General features: G+C 60.5%; 17 protein-coding genes. 11 read left to right on the top strand and 6 right to left on the bottom strand.

The features are described from left to right. Nucleotides 1–86: 86 nt before the first annotated feature. Nucleotides 87–1,172: a tRNA (uridine(54)-C5)-methyltransferase TrmA gene (gene trmA / locus BLT55_RS17495; protein WP_054999839.1), complete on the bottom strand. Its 1,086-nt coding sequence runs from the start codon at nt 1,170–1,172 to the stop codon at nt 87–89. Further along, a complete protein-coding gene (locus BLT55_RS17490; RefSeq protein WP_054999840.1) occupies nt 1,169–2,464 on the bottom strand; it encodes an NCS2 family permease in 1,296 nt (431 codons plus the stop codon). Before BLT55_RS17490 ends, trmA begins: the two co-directional genes overlap by 4 nt. Before the next feature lie 263 nt (nt 2,465–2,727). On the opposite strand from BLT55_RS17490, the gene BLT55_RS17485 reads away from it, so the two are divergent. The 6 genes from BLT55_RS17485 to BLT55_RS17460 all read left to right on the top strand — a co-directional run bounded on the left by BLT55_RS17485 (nt 2,728) and on the right by BLT55_RS17460 (nt 9,771). After that, nucleotides 2,728–3,258 (top strand): (2Fe-2S)-binding protein, encoded by a 531-nt coding sequence (locus BLT55_RS17485; RefSeq protein WP_054999841.1) that lies wholly within the window; start codon nt 2,728–2,730, stop codon nt 3,256–3,258. Beyond that, nucleotides 3,255–4,244 carry an FAD binding domain-containing protein gene (locus BLT55_RS17480; RefSeq protein WP_054999842.1) on the top strand — a complete coding sequence of 330 codons (990 nt, stop codon included), beginning with the start codon at nt 3,255–3,257 and terminating at the stop codon, nt 4,242–4,244. Before BLT55_RS17485 ends, BLT55_RS17480 begins: the two co-directional genes overlap by 4 nt. Beyond that, complete coding sequence (locus BLT55_RS17475; protein ID WP_054999843.1) at nt 4,241–6,442, top strand: xanthine dehydrogenase family protein molybdopterin-binding subunit; 2,202 nt, start codon at nt 4,241–4,243, stop codon at nt 6,440–6,442. The genes BLT55_RS17480 and BLT55_RS17475 overlap by 4 nt, the downstream gene beginning before the upstream one ends. Nucleotides 6,443–7,131: 689 nt before the next feature. Beyond that, nucleotides 7,132–8,571, top strand: a complete 1,440-nt coding sequence (locus tag BLT55_RS17470) for a cytochrome ubiquinol oxidase subunit I (protein WP_007252481.1) — start codon at nt 7,132–7,134, stop codon at nt 8,569–8,571. 3 nt (nt 8,572–8,574) lie between these two features. Next, nucleotides 8,575–9,582 carry a cytochrome d ubiquinol oxidase subunit II gene (cydB, locus tag BLT55_RS17465; protein WP_007252480.1) on the top strand — a complete coding sequence of 336 codons (1,008 nt, stop codon included), beginning with the start codon at nt 8,575–8,577 and terminating at the stop codon, nt 9,580–9,582. A 21-nt stretch (nt 9,583–9,603) separates the two neighbouring features. Further along, nucleotides 9,604–9,771, top strand: a complete 168-nt coding sequence (locus tag BLT55_RS17460; RefSeq protein WP_007252479.1) for a DUF2474 domain-containing protein — start codon at nt 9,604–9,606, stop codon at nt 9,769–9,771. Between the two features lie 99 nt (nt 9,772–9,870). On the opposite strand, the gene BLT55_RS17455 is transcribed toward BLT55_RS17460, so the two are convergent. Together BLT55_RS17455 and BLT55_RS17450 are read right to left on the bottom strand one after the other, a co-directional pair. Continuing rightward, nucleotides 9,871–10,995: a methyltransferase gene (locus BLT55_RS17455; protein WP_054999844.1), complete on the bottom strand. Its 1,125-nt coding sequence runs from the start codon at nt 10,993–10,995 to the stop codon at nt 9,871–9,873. A gap of 129 nt (nt 10,996–11,124) precedes the next feature. Beyond that, on the bottom strand, nt 11,125–11,358 hold the full coding sequence (locus BLT55_RS17450; protein ID WP_007252477.1) for a helix-turn-helix domain-containing protein: 234 nt from the start codon (nt 11,356–11,358) through the stop codon (nt 11,125–11,127). 346 nt (nt 11,359–11,704) lie between these two features. Between BLT55_RS17450 and BLT55_RS17440 the strand changes: the two genes are divergently transcribed. Further along, nucleotides 11,705–12,481, top strand: a complete 777-nt coding sequence (locus BLT55_RS17440; protein WP_054999845.1) for a ferredoxin--NADP reductase — start codon at nt 11,705–11,707, stop codon at nt 12,479–12,481. A gap of 254 nt (nt 12,482–12,735) precedes the next feature. Here BLT55_RS17440 and mscL read toward each other — a convergent pair whose 3' ends face one another. Further along, nucleotides 12,736–13,182, bottom strand: a complete 447-nt coding sequence (gene mscL, locus BLT55_RS17435; RefSeq protein ID WP_007252475.1) for a large-conductance mechanosensitive channel protein MscL — start codon at nt 13,180–13,182, stop codon at nt 12,736–12,738. Nucleotides 13,183–13,378: 196 nt separating this feature from the next. Here mscL and radA point away from each other — a divergent pair, with 196 nt between their 5' ends. Continuing rightward, nucleotides 13,379–14,746, top strand: a complete 1,368-nt coding sequence (radA, locus tag BLT55_RS17430) for a DNA repair protein RadA (protein WP_054999846.1) — start codon at nt 13,379–13,381, stop codon at nt 14,744–14,746. Between the two features lie 12 nt (nt 14,747–14,758). On the opposite strand, the gene BLT55_RS17425 is transcribed toward radA, so the two are convergent. Then, complete coding sequence (locus tag BLT55_RS17425; RefSeq protein ID WP_007252474.1) at nt 14,759–15,127, bottom strand: PilZ domain-containing protein; 369 nt, start codon at nt 15,125–15,127, stop codon at nt 14,759–14,761. 283 nt (nt 15,128–15,410) lie between these two features. On the opposite strand from BLT55_RS17425, the gene BLT55_RS17420 reads away from it, so the two are divergent. From BLT55_RS17420 to yjiA, 3 genes are all read left to right on the top strand, one after another. Next, entirely contained in the window at nt 15,411–17,486 is a 2,076-nt protein-coding gene (locus tag BLT55_RS17420) for a carbon starvation CstA family protein (protein WP_054999847.1), read from the top strand. Nucleotides 17,487–17,513: 27 nt separating this feature from the next. Continuing rightward, on the top strand, nt 17,514–17,711 hold the full coding sequence (locus tag BLT55_RS17415) for a YbdD/YjiX family protein (RefSeq protein WP_002555232.1): 198 nt from the start codon (nt 17,514–17,516) through the stop codon (nt 17,709–17,711). Nucleotides 17,712–17,806: 95 nt separating this feature from the next. Further along, a complete protein-coding gene (gene yjiA, locus BLT55_RS17410; RefSeq protein ID WP_054999848.1) occupies nt 17,807–18,784 on the top strand; it encodes a GTPase in 978 nt (325 codons plus the stop codon). Nucleotides 18,785–18,866 lie beyond the last annotated feature (82 nt).

Below are 18,866 nucleotides of genomic sequence, written 5' to 3'. Positions count from 1 at the left end.
CACAGATCTGCGCTGCAGATTCAAGATCGGACGCGGAGCGTCCAGAAGGGCACGCGACGCGGAGCGTCGCACGATAGTGATAAGCCTCAGCGCCTGACCAGCAACACGCCCGATTCCATATGGTGTGTATACGGGAACTGGTCGAACAGGGCGCAGCGCTCGACCCGGTGTGTGTCGTGCAGTTGGGCGATGTTGGCGGCCAGGGTTTCCGGGTTGCAGGAGATGTACAGAATGCGCTCGAAGCGGCGGGTCAGTTCGCAGGTGTCCGGGTCCATGCCGGCGCGGGGCGGGTCGACGAAGACGCTGCCAAACTCATAGCTTTTCAGGTCCACGCCCTGCAGGCGGCGGAAGGGACGCACTTCGTTCAGCGCCTCGGTCAGCTCTTCTGCCGACAGGCGCACCAGCGTGACGTTATTCACGCCATTGTCATCCAGATTGCTCAGCGCGGCATTCACCGAGGTCTTGCTGATTTCAGTCGCCAGCACCTTGCGCACGCGGGTCGCCAGCGGCAGGGTGAAGTTGCCATTGCCGCAATACAGCTCCAGCAAGTCGTCTTGCCGCTCGCCCAGTGCGTCGTAAGCCCAGTTGAGCATCTTGCCGTTCACGGTGCCGTTAGGCTGAGTGAATGCGCCTTCGGGCTGGCGATAGCTGAACGTGCGGCCAGCCACGTCGAGCTTTTCGGTCACGTAATCATGGCCGATCACCAGCTTCTGGCCTTTGGAGCGACCGATCAGGCTGACGTCCAGCGCTTGCGCCAGCGCCTCGGCTTCCGCCTGCCATGCATCGTCCAGCGGACGGTGATAGCACATGGTGATCATCGCATCGCCTGCCAGGGTGGTCAGAAAGTCCACCTGAAACAGCTTGTGGTTCAGCGTCGGGCTGGCTTCCCAGCGCTCGCGCAGTACCGGCATCAGTGCGTTGATGCGCTCACTGGCAATCGGCAGGCCTTCGAGCAGGATCGGCGTGCGGTTGTCGCCCGGCGCGAACATCGCGTAATAGCGCTTCTGGTCTTCGCGCCACAGACTAAACTCGGCGCGCAGCCGGTAATGCTCGCGCGGCGAGTCGAACACTTGCGGCTCGGGCGCATCGAACGGCGCCAGCAGCTCACGCAGGCGGACTGTTTTTTCTTCGAGCTGACGGTCGTAGCTCGCAGGGTCGAAGGGAACACTCATGCGTTGAACCAGCCCAGCTTGATCACGAACAGGATCGACAGGATCACCAGCGCCGAATTCAGCTCGCGCCAGCGCCCCGACAGCAGCTTGATCGCTGTCCAGGAAATGAAGCCAAAGGCGATGCCGTTGGCGATGGAATAGGTGAACGGCATCGCCAGCGCGGTGATCACCACCGGTGCGGCCACAGTGATGTCGTCCCAGTCGATCTCGGCCAGGCCGGAAGCCATCAGCACCGCGACGAACAGCAGCGCAGGTGCGGTGGCGAAGGCTGGCACGCTGCTGGCCAGCGGCGCGAAAAACAGTGCCAGCAGAAACAGCACGGCGACGACCACAGCGGTCAGGCCGGTACGGCCACCGGCACTCACGCCCGCAGCCGATTCGATGTAGCTGGTGGTGGTCGAGGTGCCCAGCAGGGAACCGGCCATTGCTGCGGTACTGTCGGCAATCAGTGCACGGCCCATTTTCGGCATGTGCCCGTCCTTGCCCATCAGCCCGGCGCGTTTGGCGACGCCGATCAACGTGCCGGAGTTGTCGAAAATATCCACAAACAGGAAGGCGAAGATGATGCTGACCAGGCCGACGTCCAGCGCGCCCATGATGTCCAGCTGCATGAAGGTCGGTGCCAGCGACGGTGGCATCGATACCACGCCGCCGAACGGCGTGAAGCCCAGCGCGATGGACACCAGTGTCACGGCCAGAATGCCGATCAGCACCGCGCCGCGCACTTTGAGGTGGTCCAGCGCGACGATCAGAAAGAAGCCCAGCGTGGCCAGTACCGGGCCAGGCTGCTTGAGGTCGCCCATGCCGATGACTGTGGCCGGGTTGGCAACCACGATGCCGGCGTTATGCTGGGCGATCAGCGCCAGAAACAGGCCGATACCGGCGGCAATCGCCGAGCGCAGGGGCAGGGGAATGCTGTTGATGATCCATTCGCGAATCCGGAAGATCGACAGAATGAAGAACATCACCGCCGAAATGAATACCGCACCCAGCGCCACCTGCCAGCTATGGCCCATGTGCAGCACAACGGTGTAGGTAAAGAAGGCGTTCAGGCCCATGCCCGGTGCCAGGGCAATCGGGTAGTTGGCGATCAGGCCCATCACGGTCGAGCCGATGGCCGCTGCCAGGCAGGTGGCGACGAACACGGCGCCCTTGTCCATGCCGGTTTCGCCAAGGATGCTCGGGTTGACGAACAGGATGTAGGCCATCGCCAGGAAAGTCGTGACGCCCGCAAGTATCTCGGTCCGCACGTTGGTGTTGTGTGCTTTGAGTTGAAACAGCCTTTCCAGCATGTCTGGCTCTCCGTGACGCTGGGCGCGTCGTGAATGATCGACTCCAACAGCAAAGCACAGACTGCACGGCAGCCCGTTGGATTTTTGCGGGTCGGAAAAAGCCGCGCATCATACCAGCAGCGTGCCGGGATGGCTGCCTGTGGATGACGGCCTTTCGACGATAAACACGCTCGTCAATTAAGCCTGAACGTTGCAAACCTCACGAAGTCCCACCCTCAAGACGCATAAAAGTGCGCTAAGTGAACGCCTACCGTGAGGTTTCCATGAGTGCAACGACCCCGAACCCCCAAGATTTCGCGACCCACGCGATTTCTTTGACCCTCAATGGGCAGCGCCGGCAACTGGACGTGCTGCCTTGGACCACCCTGCTGGACCTGCTGCGTGATCAGCTCGACCTGGTCGGCACCAAGAAAGGCTGCGACCACGGCCAGTGCGGGGCTTGCACCGTGCTGCGTGAGGGTACGCGCATCAATGCCTGCCTGACGCTGGCGATCATGTGTGACGGCGCCGAGCTGACCACGATCGAAGGCCTGGCCGATGGCGAACAACTGCACCCGATGCAGCAGGCGTTTATCAAGCATGACGCGTTCCAGTGCGGCTATTGCACGCCAGGCCAGATCTGTTCGGCCGTCGGGCTCGCCAATGAAGGCCGTGCCAGCACGCGCGCCGAGATTCAGGAACTGATGAGCGGCAACCTGTGCCGCTGCGGTGCGTACAGCAACATCCTCGCTGCCGTCGAAGAAGCGCTGCCGCAGTTCCACAATGCCGCGCCCAAGCAGGAGGTGAACTCGTGAATCCGTTTACCTACAGCAAGCCGACCGACGTCAGCGCCGCCGTCAACCTGAGCGGTCCGGCCACACGATTCATCGCCGGCGGCACCAACCTGCTGGACCTGATGAAGGAAAACGTCGCGCGACCCGAGCACCTGATCGATATCACCGGCCTGCCGTTGCGCGACGTCAGCAAGACCGCGTCGGGCGGGCTGATGATCGGTGCGCTGGTCAGCAATGCCGACCTGGCGTATCACCCGCTGATCGAACAGAACTACCCATTATTGAGCAAGGCCGTGCTGGCGGGTGCTTCGCCGCAATTGCGCAACATGGCCAGTACCGGTGGCAATCTGTTGCAGCGCACCCGTTGCTACTATTTCTACGACACTGGTGTGCCCTGCAACAAGCGCGAACCGGGCACGGGCTGCCCGGCGCGTGAAGGCCTCAACCGCATCCACGCGATCCTCGGTGCCAGCGACGACTGCGTCGCGACGCACCCGTCGGACATGTGCGTAGCATTGGCGGCGCTCGAGGCCGTGGTGCATGTAGAAGGGCGCGCCGGCAAGCGGACCATCGAGTTCGCGGATTTCCACCGCCTGCCCGGTGACGCACCAGAGCGTGATAACCAGCTGGCTGATGACGAGCTGATTACCGCCGTTGAACTGCCTGCGGCACGTTTCGCCAGCAACAGCGCTTATCTGAAGGTTCGTGATCGCCAGTCCTATGCGTTCGCGCTGGTCTCGGTCGCGGCGGCGCTCGACCTCGATAATGGCGTGATACGCGACGTGCGCCTGGCCTTGGGCGGCGTTGCGCACAAACCGTGGCGTGACAAGGCGGTCGAGAGCCTGCTGATCGGCAAACCGGTCACTCGTGAAAACTTCGCCGCCGTGGCCGACGCCATGCTGGAAGACGCGCAGCCGCTTGCGCACAACGGTTTCAAAGTCAGACTGGCCCGCCGCGCGATCATTCGCGCCCTGAGCGATGCCGCAACGGGAGGGAGCGCCCAATGAACCAGCCATTTTCGCCAATGGGCAAACTCGTGGACCGCGTTGACGGCCGACTGAAAGTGACTGGCGGCGCGCGTTACGCCGGTGAATACCCTGAAGAGGGTTTGCTGCATGGCAGCGTGGTCTCCAGCACCATCGCCAGCGGTCGCGTGATCAGTATCGATATCAGCGAAGCGATGAAAGTGCCGGGCGTTGTCGCGGTGCTCGATCACACCAATCGCCCGTCGCTGGCCAGCTACGACGAGAATTATGACGACGCTGATTCGGCCGACGGCTCGCCGTTCCGCCCGCTGTACAACGATAAAGTTCTGTACAGCGGTCAGCCGCTGGCGCTGGTTGTGGCTGGCACGCTGGAACTGGCCCGGCATGCGGGCTCGCTGGTACGTATCGAATACGAGCAGCAGGATCACCAGACCGACCTGCAGGCCATGCTCGACAAGGCCAACGATGCACCTGCTGAACTGCCGCCGCCGCGTGGCAACTTCGCAGGTGAGTTGGCCAGTTCAGCGCTGAGTGTCGACGTGACCTACAGCACGCCCAGCGAATACCACAACCCGATGGAGCCGCATGCGTCGACCGTCCTCTACCAGGCCGACGGCAGCTTGCAGATTCATGACAAAACGCAGGGCACGCAGAACTGTCAGGACTACCTGCACAAGGTCTTCGGCCTGGAGAAGGACAAGATCCGTGTGCTGGCCGCCTTTGTTGGCGGCGCGTTCGGTTCGGGCCTGCGTCCGCAGTACCAACTGCCGCTGGCGGTGATGGCTGCGCTGCACCTCAAGCGTTCGGTGCGCCTGACCTTGACCCGTCAGCAGATGTTCACCTTTGGCTATCGCCCGCGCACGGTTCAGCGTCTGCGTCTGGGCGCTGCGGCCAATGGTCGATTACTGGCTGTGGGCCATGAAGCCATCGGTCAGACCTCGCGTTTCGAGGACTTCAGCGAGCACGTCGTGGAATGGAGCGGCATGCTCTATAAGTGCGACAACGTGCAACTGACCTACAAGCTGGTGCCGCTGGACGTTTTCACGCCGCTGGACATGCGTGCGCCGGGCGCGGCGTTGGGCATGATCGGCCTGGAATGCGCCATGGACGAACTGGCCTGCGCGCTGGCTATCGACCCGGTGCGTCTGCGCCTGACCAATTACGCTGAGCGCAACGGTAACGAAGACAAGCCGTATTCCAGCAAGGAACTGCGCGAATGCTACACCCAGGGCGCCGAGCGTTTCGGCTGGGAGCGCCGCAACCCCGAGCCGCGCAGCATGCGCCAGGGTCGCCAGCTGGTCGGCTGGGGCATGGCGGGCGGTGTCTGGGAAGCCATGCAGATGAAAGCCAGCGCCAAGGCGCGTCTGCAAGCGGATGGCTCGCTGGTGGTCAGCAGTGCCACGACCGATATCGGCACCGGCACTTACACGGTCATGACGCAGATCGCGGCTGAATCTTCGGGGATCGATGTGCAGAACGTTACGTTCCTGCTGGGCGATTCTTCGCTGCCGACCGCGCCGCTGCAGGGTGGCTCGTTCACGGTGTCTTCAGTCGGTACGGCGGTGCAGCAGGCCTGTCAGGCCTTGCAGCGTCAGGTGCTGGAAGTGGCGAAAGGGCTGCACCCGCAGTTTGCATCGGTCACGCCGGATGACGTTCGGTTTGAATCGGGCAAGCTGTATCTGGGCGATCAGGCGCTGTCGATGGCGGAGCTGGCGGCGTCGCAGGCCAGCGGCGTGATTGAAGTGCAGGTCGATGCCGAACCGGACAAGAAGCGTGAAGCCTATGCGGCGGCGACTCATTCGGCCGTGTTTGTCGAAGTGCTGGTCGACGAGGACCTGGGCACCGTCAAGGTCAACCGTGTGGTCAGCGCCGTGGCGGCGGGCCGGGTGGTCAACCCGAAGATGGCACGCAGCCAGATTCTCGGTGGCGTTGTCTGGGGCATGGGCATGGCATTGCACGAAGAAGCGATGCTTGATCATGATCTGGGCCGTCCGATGAACCATAGTCTGGCCGAGTACCATATTCCGGTGAACGCGGACATTGGTGAGATTGACGTGCTGTTTGTCGAAGAGCATGACGAGATCGTCAACGCGCTGGGCTCCAAAGGCGTCGGCGAGATCGGCATCGTCGGTGTGCCTGCGGCGATCGCCAACGCGATCTATCACGCGACGGGCAAACGGATACGCGAGTTTCCGATCACGCTGGATAAGTTGTTGTAGCAGGGCTCCGGCAATTACGACAGGAGGCCTCTGTGGGAGCGAGCTTGCTCGCGAAGACAGACTGACTGATCAGTAGATATTCAGCGTTTGCACCGGCCTCTTCGTGAGCAAGCTCACTCCCACACGCGGGCACGTTGCCTCTGTGGGAGCGAGATCACTCGCGAAGACAGACTGACTGATCAGTAGATATTCAGCGTTTGCACCGGCCTCTTCGTGAGCAAGCTTACTCCCACACGCGGGCACGTTGCCTCTGTGGGAGCGAGATTGCTCGCGAAGACAGATTGACTGATCAGTAGATATTCAGCGTTTGCGCCGGCCTCTTCGTGAGCAAGCTCACTCCCACACGCGGGCACGTTGCCTTTGTGGGAGCGAGCCGGGCGACGCTTCGCTTGCTCGCGAAGACAGACAGACTGACTGATCAGGAGAGATGCACCAGCCTCTTCGATCCGCAGGCTAAGGTGAGACATCCCGCCACGCGACAATAGACCACACGGCTCAACGGGGTGAACAGGACTACTCTTTCATGGTCGACTGATCTATGTCATGACTTCATTCAGACAACGACGGGTCGACCAGCGTTTTTTCCACTGAAAACGCTGCATAAAAAGAAACAGAGCACTCATTACCGTGGGGGCAATCGCTGTTGGTTTGTTGCCGGCAGCAGGTTTCATCTGAGAGAGGAACATCCTATGTTCGGTTTAGAGGCTATCGATCTCGCCCGAATTCAGTTCGCATTCACGATTTCGTTCCACATCCTGTTTCCTGCCATCACCATCGGTCTGGCAAGTTACCTGGCTGTGCTCGAAGGGCTGTGGCTGAAGACCCGCGACGACGTCTACCGTGACCTGTATCACTTCTGGTCCAAGATCTTTGCCGTCAACTTCGGCATGGGCGTGGTGTCCGGGCTGGTCATGGCCTATCAATTCGGCACCAACTGGAGCCGCTTCTCTGATTTTGCCGGTGCCGTCACCGGTCCGTTGCTGACCTACGAGGTGCTGACCGCGTTCTTCCTCGAAGCCGGCTTCCTTGGCGTGATGCTGTTTGGCTGGAATCGCGTGGGCCGTAACCTGCACTTCTTCTCCACGGTGATGGTTGCCATCGGCACGCTTATTTCGACCTTCTGGATTCTGTCGTCCAACAGTTGGATGCAGACCCCGCAAGGTTTTGAAATCATCGATGGCCGGGTAATCCCGACTGACTGGTTCGCGGTGGTCTTCAACCCGTCGTTCCCGTACCGCCTAACGCACATGGCGATTGCTGCATTCGTTGCGACGGCATTCTTCGTCGGCTCGTCGGCGGCCTGGCACCTGTTGCGTGGTCGTGACACACCGGCCGTGCGCAAAATGCTCTCGATGGCCATGTGGATGGCCCTGCTGGTGGCGCCGATTCAGGCAGTGGTCGGTGACTTCCACGGCCTGAACACGCTCAAGCATCAGCCCGCAAAAATCGCCGCTATCGAAGGTCACTGGGAGAACATTGGCGACGAGCCGACCCCGCTGATCCTGTTCGGCATCCCTGACATGAAGGAAGAACGCACCAAGTACGCGGTGGAAATTCCGTACCTGGGCAGCCTTATCCTGACCCACAGCCTCGACAAACAAGTGCCAGCGCTCAAGGAATTCAAACCTGAGGACCGCCCGAATTCGCTGATCGTGTTCTGGTCGTTCCGGGTGATGGTCGCCCTCGGCATGCTGATGATCTTTACCGGCCTGTGGAGCCTCTGGCTGCGCAAACGCGGCACGCTGTATAACTCGCGTCCGTTCCTGTATCTGGCACTTTGGATGGGGCCTTCTGGCCTGATCGCGATCCTCGCAGGCTGGTTCACCACGGAAATCGGTCGTCAGCCGTGGGTCGTGTACGGCCTGATGCGCACTGCCGATGCTTCGTCCGGGCACAGCGTGGCGCAGATGAGCATCACCCTGGTGCTGTTCGTGGTCGTCTACTTCGTGCTGTTCGGTACAGGCCTTGGCTACATGATGCGGCTGGTCCGCAAAGGGCCGAAAGCCTACGTCGAGCATGTACCTCATGGTGGTCCCGGCCAGAAACGCACACCGGCCCGTCCGCTCTCCGCCGCTGTTGAAGGCGAAGAAGATGGCGACAATCTTGACCGTCTCGGCAAGGGGAATTAAGCCATGGGTATCGATCTTCCGCTGATCTGGGCCATCATCATTGTCTTTGGCATCATGATGTACGTCGTGATGGACGGCTTCGATCTGGGCATCGGGATTCTCTTCCCGTTTATGAAAGAAAGTCACGACCGCGATGTGATGATGAACACCGTTGCGCCGGTCTGGGACGGCAACGAAACCTGGCTGGTACTGGGCGGCGCTGCGCTGTTCGGCGCGTTTCCGCTGGCCTACTCGGTGGTGTTGTCGGCGCTGTATCTGCCGCTGATGTTCATGCTCATGGGCCTGATCTTTCGCGGCGTGGCATTCGAGTTCCGCTTCAAAGCGACCGAACTGAAGCGTCATTGGTGGGACAAGGCCTTCATCGGCGGTTCACTGACGGCGACCTTCTTTCAAGGCGTGGCGCTGGGGGCTTACATCGAAGGCATTCCCGTGGTCGATCGCCAGTTTGCAGGCGGCTCGCTGGACTGGCTCTCGCCGTTCCCGATGTTCTGCGGTCTGGCCCTGATCGTTGCCTACGCACTGCTGGGCTGCACCTGGCTGATCATGAAAACCGAAGGCCCGTTGCAGAAGGCGATGCATGACCTGGCGCGTCCTCTGGCGCTGGCGGTACTGGCGGTCATGGCGGTGGTCAGCCTGTGGACGCCGCTGGCCCACGCAGACATCGCGCATCGCTGGTTCAGCATGCCGAACCTGTTCTGGTTCATGCCGGTGCCGATTCTGGTGCTGGTGACCATGTACGGGTTGTTCAAGGCCGTGGCGCGCAATGCTCATTACACGCCATTCCTGCTGACCCTGCTGCTGATCTTTCTGGGTTACAGCGGGCTGGGCATCAGCCTGTGGCCGAACATCATCCCGCCTGCAGTCTCGATCTGGCAGGCAGCGGCACCGCCGCAGAGCCAGGGTTTCATGCTGGTCGGCACGCTGTTCATCATTCCGTTCATCCTGGGCTACACCTTCTGGAGCTACTACGTGTTCCGCGGCAAGGTGACGGCCGAAGACGGTTATCACTAGTCAGAACCGAGGAGAATGACGATGTCTGGTAAAAATTCCCTGCACGACCCGGATCCGGCGCTGAGCAAGCCGCTCTGGCAACGGCTGGCGTGGCTGGTCGGGATCTGGGCGGGCAGCGTGTTTGCGCTGTTCATCGTCGCCAGCCTGATGCGCATGTTCATGAGCGCTGCGGGCCTGACGACGCACTGATCCTGAAGCACTGAATTCCCGTTCGTGTCTGCGGACACGTTTAGCGACCCTCTTGCCGCCCAGTGTGGCAAGAGGGTCTTTTTTTGCCCGCTGCGGGGCCTATTTGCGGGCTTTGAGGATCACGAATTTAGGGGTGGCCGCGACCTGCTCGACGCCCCGGAACAGGCGCGACAGTTTGGTGTGATAACCCAGGTGGCGATTGCCGACGATATACAGCGCGCCACCGGTGACCAGCGCGGCGCGCGCCTGAAGGAACATCCGCCAGGCGAGGAAATCGCCAACCACCTGCTGCTGGTGAAACGGCGGGTTGCACAGTACAACGTCCAGCGAGTCAGGCTCCTGGCCTTCCAGCCCGTCTGCCGCGCGAATCACCGCATCGCGCTCACCGAAGGCTGCCCGCCAGTTCTCGGCAGCCGACTGCACGGCCATGAACGACTCGTCCACCAGCGTGTAATGCGCCTGCGGATTGTCCAGCGCACTGGCAATCGCCAGCACGCCATTGCCGCAACCCAAATCCGCGACCCGCGCCGTGCCGAGGTTTTCGGGCAGAAACGGCAGGAACGCCCGAGTGCCGATATCCAGCCCGTCGCGGCAGAACACGTTGGCGTGATTGAGCAGTTCGATGGCGGGCTCATCCAGCGTATAGCGGGTCGGGTAGGGTGAAGCGCGCAGCGCTTTGGTCTCTGGTGTCACGAACAGCAGGCGCGCCTTTTTCACTGCCAGCGAAGCCTGCACCGGCCCTACGTATTCTTCCAGCAAATCACCCGCCGAGCGTGGCAGGTGCTTGACCATGGCCGCCGCCACTACGCGAGCGCCGGGCGCCAGTTGGCCTTGCAGGCGGATCAGTTGTTCTTCCAGCAGCGCCAGTGTCTTGGGCACCCGAATCAGCACCCAGTCGAAGGGCCCGGTCAATGGCTCGCTGGCCGGGATCAGTGGTACGGCGTCATAGCTCATGCCGTTGCGTGCCAGATTTTTCTCCAGCCCTTGCGCTGCCAGAAACGAGTCACTGCTGCTGACCACTGACGCATGACGGGCCAGACTCGCCGCCAGCGCGCCAAAACTGTCGTTGAGCACCAGCACACGGCTTTGCAGGGTCAGACCGCTCTCTGCGACATGATTGAGCAGGTATTCGTCAGCGGCATCGAATGCCTGGAGCGGTTCATCCTGTTGCTCGGGCTGGCGAATGAGATCAAGTTCAGCGAAGGGACTGATGAGCAGGGGCATTGGCGGGAGAACTCTGTGCAATCGAAGGAGGGCCAACGAGCCCGACGACTGGCAGGCTCGATGACGCGGTCGATTTTACGTCGTTTTCCGTTGGATATCTGCATGATTGCAGTTTGACTGCGGGCTTTATCAGAACATCCCGCTTAACGCCGCCTGTACGGCTGCGGCAGTCTTGTTGCACACCCCCATTTTTTGAATGGCGCTGGCAATGTGGAAGTGAATAGTGCGCTCCTTGAGGCAAAGAATGATTGCGATGTCGCCAGCCGTTTTACCTTCAGCGGACCACTTGAGGACTTCTATTTCTCTCTGTGTCAGGTGTTTGGCTGGCGAGGGCTGTAAAAAATTGATTTCCATGGTTTTCATGAAGCCTCCGTCCCCTTGACAGCGATACCCTGCTGTATGTTTTTCCAGTCTAGGGGCCATTCATGGCCCGCAAACCCGGGCTGACGGATGGGCTGATGGCACTTTTTTTCGCGTCCGGTACGCTCAGGCTGAAAACCGTGAAACAGAGCGCTTGACGCAATGCGCGGCAGTGCATGCATACGGTTGTTGCAGGTTTCAAGAACTAAATGCTCTAACGGGAACACGCATTTTCTGTGCATGCAGGTCGGGGGCCGTGGCAAGTCAACACAAACAGCCGGTGTTTATCGAGCGTGCTTTGCGGGACACTGGCGGTCTGCTTTTCATGTTCAGGAGTCCGAGGCGCACCATGACCGTCAGCGAAGACAAGTTCACACGGCAGACACTGCAACGCGTCACGCCGTTGACCCCCAATCTGTTCACCCTGCGCACCACGCGTGATCCCGGTTTTCGATTTCGGGCAGGGCAGTTCGCCCGACTCGGTGTGACCAAGGCTGATGGCACGACCGTTTGGCGCGCCTATTCGATGGTGTCGTCACCTCACGACGAGTTTCTGGAGTTCTTTTCCATCGTGGTGCCGGGTGGCGAATTCACCAGCGAACTGAGCCGTCTGCGCGAAGGCGACAGCCTGATGGTCGAGAAGCAGGCGTTCGGTTATCTGACGCTGGACCGTTTTGTCGACGGCCGCGATCTCTGGTTGTTATCCACAGGCACAGGCGTCGCGCCGTTCCTCTCGATTCTTCAGGATTTCGAAGTCTGGGAGAAATTCGAGCGGGTGATTCTGGTGTACAGCGTGCGTGACTCCTGCGAGCTGGCCTATCAGCCACTGATCAGCGAACTAATGCAGCGAGACTATCTGGCTGAATACGCGCACAAGTTCCTGTTCCTGCCGACCGTCACCCGCGAGCAACATCCGGGCGCGCTGAATGGGCGAATCACGCAACTGATCGAAAACGGCGCGCTTGAACGAGCTGCCGGTATGGCGCTGACGCCTGAGCATTCGCGGGTGATGCTGTGCGGCAATCCGCAGATGATCGACGACACGCGGGCATTGCTCAAACAGCGCGACATGCGCTTGAGCCTGTCACGCAAACCAGGGCAAGTGGCGGTGGAAACGTATTGGTAGGGGAGTGTCACGGCAGAAGCAGGCCGGAAGTCGCTCCCACGGCTTTAAGCCAGAATCCGGAGCGGACCGGGCGACGCTGCGCTTGTTCGCGAACTGTCGGATGACTTATCCACGGTCCATCGGAATGAATGTGGGAGCGGACTTGTCCGCGAATGCTTCACTGCAGGCGATAAATATTCTGCGGATGTAAAGCCCTCTTCGCGGACAAGCGAAGCGTCGCTCTGCGGGCAGAAGCCCGTCTTTCAGGCCCTCAATCAAAACGTGCGAGCAGGGTCCACAGTAATAGGCGCTGCCGGTTGGTTCTGTTCCTTGAGCAGGTCGCGGATCTCGCTCAGCAACACTTCCTGCTTGGACGGCGTTGGCGGCAGGGTAGGGGCTTTGGCTTCTTCGCGCTTCAGGCGGTTGATGGCCTTGACGCCCATGAAGATGGCGAATGCCACGATGATGAAGTCGATAACCGTCTGGATGAACTTGCCGTAAGCCAGCAGCACCGCAGGTGCCGTGCCTTGCGCGGGGCGCAGGGTGACCGCGAGGTCGCTGAAGTCCACACCGCCGATCAACAAGCCCAGCGGTGGCATGACGACGTCGCCGACGAACGAAGAAACGATTTTTCCGAATGCCGCGCCAATGATGATACCGACGGCCATATCGACCACGTTACCTTTGACCGCGAATGCCTTGAATTCCGTAAGCACGCTCATGGGTAATTCCTTGTAACAGATAAATTTGATCCGAGTGAGTGTAGCCCAGACGCGCCAGGGCCGCCCGCGCTACGTTCAATCGACCGGAGCCGTCTGCGTAAGTTTTATCCGGTTTTCAAAAGCCGTGCTTCGTCGAGCGGGGTAGCAGGCGCTGCAACCTGCGTTATCATGGGTGTTTTTTACGACTGGGGTTGTCATGGCCAAGGCCAAACGCTTGTACGGCTGCACCGAGTGCGGCGCGACATTTCCCAAGTGGGCGGGCCAGTGTGCCGATTGCGGTGCCTGGAACACACTGGTCGAAACCATGATTGAAAGCGGTGCCGCCGCGCCGCCCAGCGGACGTACCGGCTGGACCGGCTCGCAGGCACAGATCAGAACCCTGGCGGAAGTCAGCGTCGAAGAGATCCCGCGTTTTTCCACTAACTCCGCCGAGCTGGATCGCGTGCTCGGTGGCGGTCTGGTGGACGGCTCGGTGGTGTTGATCGGCGGCGACCCCGGTATCGGCAAGTCGACGATTCTGTTGCAGACCCTCTGCAACATCGCCCAGCGCATGCCGGCGCTGTATGTTACTGGCGAAGAATCCCAACAGCAGGTCGCCATGCGCGCTCGGCGTCTGGGCCTGCCGCAGGACAAGCTGCGCGTCATGACCGAAACCTGCATCGAAACCATCATCGCCACGGCCAAGGTCGAGAAGCCCAAGGTGATGGTGATCGACTCGATCCAGACGATCTTTACCGAGCAATTGCAATCCGCACCGGGCGGCGTGTCGCAGGTTCGCGAAAGTGCCGCCTTGCTGGTGCGTTACGCGAAACAGAGCGGTACGGCGATCTTTCTGGTCGGTCACGTCACCAAGGAAGGCGCGCTGGCCGGTCCTCGCGTGCTGGAACACATGGTCGACACTGTGCTGTATTTCGAAGGCGAGTCGGATGGGCGTCTGCGCTTGCTGCGGGCAGTGAAAAACCGTTTCGGCGCAGTCAACGAACTGGGCGTGTTCGGCATGACCGACAAGGGCTTGAAGGAAGTCTCCAACCCGTCGGCGATTTTCCTGACCCGCGCGCAGGAAGAAGTACCCGGCAGCGTGGTCATGGCCACTTGGGAAGGCACGCGTCCGATGCTGGTGGAAGTTCAGGCGCTGGTGGATGACAGCCACATGTCCAACCCGCGCCGGGTAACCTTGGGGCTGGATCAGAATCGACTGGCGATGCTGCTGGCGGTATTGCACCGACACGGTGGCATTCCGACCCACGATCAGGACGTTTTTCTCAACGTGGTCGGCGGCGTGAAAGTGCTGGAAACTGCGTCGGATCTGGCGTTGATGGCCGCTGTCATGTCCAGCCTGCGCAATCGCCCGCTGCCGCATGACTTGCTAGTGTTCGGCGAAGTCGGGCTGTCTGGCGAAGTGCGGCCGGTGCCGAGCGGTCAGGAGCGCCTCAAGGAAGCCGCCAAGCATGGCTTCAAGCGAGGCATCGTGCCCAAAGGCAACGCGCCGAAAGAAGCGCCTCCCGGCTTGCAGATCATCGCCGTCACGCGGCTGGAGCAGGCACTCGACGCCCTGTTCGAATAATGCAGCTCGATTCTAGAGTTCGATCAGCGCCGCCAGCTCACGGTCCAGCTCGGCCTGATCGCCCAGGTTCAGCTCGACCAGCCGCTTGAGGTGGCTGATCGAGTCCAAGCTGATGTGCCGGCAGACAAACCCGAGTTGCCGATTGTTATCGTGGGTGATAGCGACATCCATTTTTACGTGCGTGTCATTACTGAGAATGATATCGACGTCAAACGGTTGCTCCGGATCGCCGGTCCATGGCTCGGGTCGCTCGATCAGCATGCCTTTCAAAGACAGATCGACCAGTGTCACGTTCCAGTGTTGCTCGCCTTGCTTGAGCTGGGTCTTGGCGTCGAAGGCAATGCGTTTGAAACGACGTCGATCTTCGTGTGAGTCGGTCATCGAGTAGCTCTCTTGTCAGTCGCTGCAGGCATCAGCGGGCAGGTTGTTTTCTGATCAGTGTTGATGTTCATGCACGATAGACCTGAAAACTCTTACAGAACAGTTCCAGATGAGCGTTTTGTGATCCGGGAACCATCTCCAGGCACTATTCCAGCCCTCTATGCCGGGTATCTGCCGCAATTGATCAAATTTCGACCTAGACCATGGTTGGGGGTGGTCTTTCGCTGAAGCGGCGCTAAACTCGCACTGCTAGCCTTCTAGTCAACTCTGCTGGAATAATAAAATGAAAAATAATAATAGCCTGATGCGCCATGTTCCATGGCTCATCGTTGCAATTGTCGGAGCATGTGCTCTTGGGGTCGTGGCCTTGCGTCGCGGAGAGGCGATCAACGCCTTGTGGATAGTGGTCGCTGCGGTGGCTATTTATCTGGTTGCTTATCGTTACTACAGTCTTTTCATCGCCACTCACGTCATGCAGCTCGATCCGCTGCGCGCGACACCGGCGGTGGTCAACAATGACGGTCTGGACTACGTGCCGACCAACAAGCACATCCTGTTCGGTCACCACTTCGCTGCCATTGCCGGCGCTGGCCCGCTGGTCGGTCCGGTTCTGGCTGCGCAAATGGGCTATCTGCCCGGTACGCTCTGGCTGATTGCCGGTGTGGTACTGGCCGGTGCGGTGCAGGACTTCATGATTCTGTTCCTGTCCACGCGCCGCAACGGTCGCTCGCTGGGCGACATGGTTCGCGAGGAGATGGGCCGTATTCCTGGCACCATCGCCCTGTTCGGCTGCTTCCTGATCATGATCATCATTCTCGCGGTGCTGGCGTTGATCGTGGTCAAGGCCCTGGCCGAAAGCCCGTGGGGCATGTTCACGGTCATGGCAACGATCCCGATTGCGATGTTCATGGGCATTTACATGCGCTACATCCGTCCGGGCCGCATTGGTGAAATCTCCATCGTCGGCGTGATTCTGTTGCTGGGTTCTATCTGGGTCGGCGGCGTGGTTGCGGCTGATCCGACCTGGGGGCCGATGTTCACCTTTACTGGCATCCAGATCACCTGGATGCTGGTGGGCTACGGCTTTGTAGCCGCAATGCTGCCGGTCTGGCTGCTACTTGCACCGCGTGACTACCTGTCGACCTTCCTGAAAATCGGCACCATTCTGGCACTGGCAATCGGCATTCTGGTGCTGGCACCCGAGCTGAAAATGCCGGCCCTGACCCAGTTCACCAACGGCACTGGCCCGGTCTGGAAGGGCGCCCTGTTCCCGTTCCTGTTCATTACCATCGCGTGCGGCGCCGTATCGGGGTTCCATGCTCTGATTTCCTCGGGCACCACGCCCAAGTTGCTGGATAACGAAAAGAACGCCCGTTACATCGGTTACGGCGGCATGCTGATGGAGTCGTTCGTGGCCATCATGGCGATGGTCGCCGCTTCGGTGATCGAGCCGGGCGTGTACTTCGCCATGAACAGCCCGGCTGCGGTGGTCGGCAGCGACGTGGTGACGGTTGCGCAAACGGTTTCCAGCTGGGGCTTTATCATCACGCCGGAGCAATTGACGGCGGTCGCCAAAGACATCGGTGAAAACACCATTCTGGCCCGTGCCGGTGGTGCGCCGACGCTGGCGGTGGGTATCGCGCAGAACCTGCACCAGGCGCTGCCCGGCGAAAACACCATGGCGTTCTGGTATCACTTTGCGATTCTGTTTGAAGCGCTGTTCATTCTGACGGCCGTTGATGCCGGTACGCGTGCCGGCCGCTTCATGCTGCAGGACTTGCTGGGTAGCTTCGTTCCAGCCCTGAAGCGCACCGAGTCCTGGACAGCCAACGCCATCGGCACCGGTGGCTGCGTGGCGCTGTGGGGTTATCTGCTGTATCAGGGCGTGATCGACCCATTGGGCGGGATCAACACTTTGTGGCCGCTGTTTGGTATCTCCAACCAGATGCTTGCCGGTATCGCCCTGATGCTGGCCAGCGTAGTGCTGATCAAGATGAAGCGTCAGCGCTATGTGTGGGTGACCATGCTGCCTGCCGTCTGGCTGTTGATCTGCACGGTGACGGCGGGCCTGATCAAACTGTTCGACGCCAACCCTGCAGTCGGCTTCCTGGCCCTGGCCAAGAAATACAGCGCCGCCGCGGATGCCGGCCAGATTCTGGCCCCGGCCAAGACCATGGATCAGATGCAGCACGTGATTTTCAACGCCTACACCAACGCCGGGTTGACCGTGTTGTTTCTGTTCGTGGTGTTCAGCATCCTGTTCTATGCCATCAAGGTTGGCCGCGCGGCCTGGAGCACCAAGGCGCGCACCGACAAGGAAGCTCCCTATCAGGCCATGCCGCCCGCGTCGCAGGTGTGATGATGGTTATCCACAGAGGATTTGCCCATGTTCAATGACCTGAGTCGCCTCGGCAAATACCTCGGTCAGGCCGCGCGCCTGATGGTGGGCATGCCCGACTACGACACTTACGTCGAGCACATGCAGAACACTCATCCGGACAAGCCGATGATGACCTACGAGCAGTTCTTTCGGGAGCGGCAAGAGGCGCGTTACGGCGGCAAGGGCGGGCCGAAGTGCTGCTGATCCTCTGATCTGCGTTATTGTTTGACCCGACGCGCCGCAGGCCATCACCTGAGGCGCGTTTTCATTTCAGCTGAATGCATCACGCCAGGAGCCTTATGACTGAGTTGCAACCCATCCCCGTGACCGTGCTCACCGGTTTTCTGGGCGCAGGCAAAACCACCTTGCTGCGTCACCTGCTCAAGGCCGAGCACGGCCTGAAAATCGCCGTGATCGAAAACGAATTCAGCGATGCCGGTATCGACAGCCAGTTGCTCGGCACCGACCCGGTGCAGATCATGACCCTGTCCAACGGCTGCGTGTGCTGCACCATTCACATCGACCTGACCAAAGCGCTTTACCTGCTGCTGGAGCGTCTGGACTGTGGCGAAATCGCTTTCGACCGGCTGGTGATCGAGTGCACCGGCCTGGCGGACCCGGCACCCGTCGCGCAGACCTTCTTCATCGATGAAGAGCTGCGCGAGCGTTACATTCTCGACGGCATCATCACCCTGGTTGACGCCGCCCACGCCGATACCCACCTGACCCAGACCATCGCCCAGGCGCAGATCGGTTTTGCCGACCGGTTGCTGGTCAGCAAGCGTGATCTGGTCGACGACGCAGCTTTCGATGCGCTCAGCGAACGCCTGACCCGTATCAACCGCCGCGCCGCGATTCGCACGGTCGATCACGGCAAGATCGATCTGGCCGAACTGCTCGACGTGCGCGGCTTCAACCTCAACGCCGACCTCGGAGGCGGCATGACCCTGCGCCCGTTGGCACCTGCCGGCCAATCCAGCGACCGCATCACCAGCCTGGTGCTGCGCAGCGAAAAACCGCTGAACCTGGACCGTCTCAGCGAGTTCATGAACGAACTGCTCGAAGACCACGGCAAACAACTGCTGCGCTACAAGGGCGTGCTCAACATCGAAGACGAGCCGCGCAAGATGGTGTTTCAGGGCGTGCTCAAACTGTACGGCTTCGACTGGGATACTGAGTGGGCAGAAGGCGAGCCGCGCGAAAGCGTGATCGTGTTCATTGCCGATGAGCTGCCGGAAGAGAAGATCCGGGCGGGGTTCGAAAAAGTCTGTGCCTGAGCGGGTCAGCGGCGCGTGAGCGCTTATTCACGCTTATGACGCGCAGCAAAAAGCCCCGATTCTCACGAACCGGGGCTTTTCG

The organism is Pseudomonas cannabina (assembly GCF_900100365.1).
GTDB classification, from domain to species: Bacteria; Pseudomonadota; Gammaproteobacteria; order Pseudomonadales; family Pseudomonadaceae; genus Aquipseudomonas; species Aquipseudomonas cannabina.
Note: the sequence above shows the minus strand (reverse complement) of the source record. Positions and strands in the feature narration are given on the sequence as shown.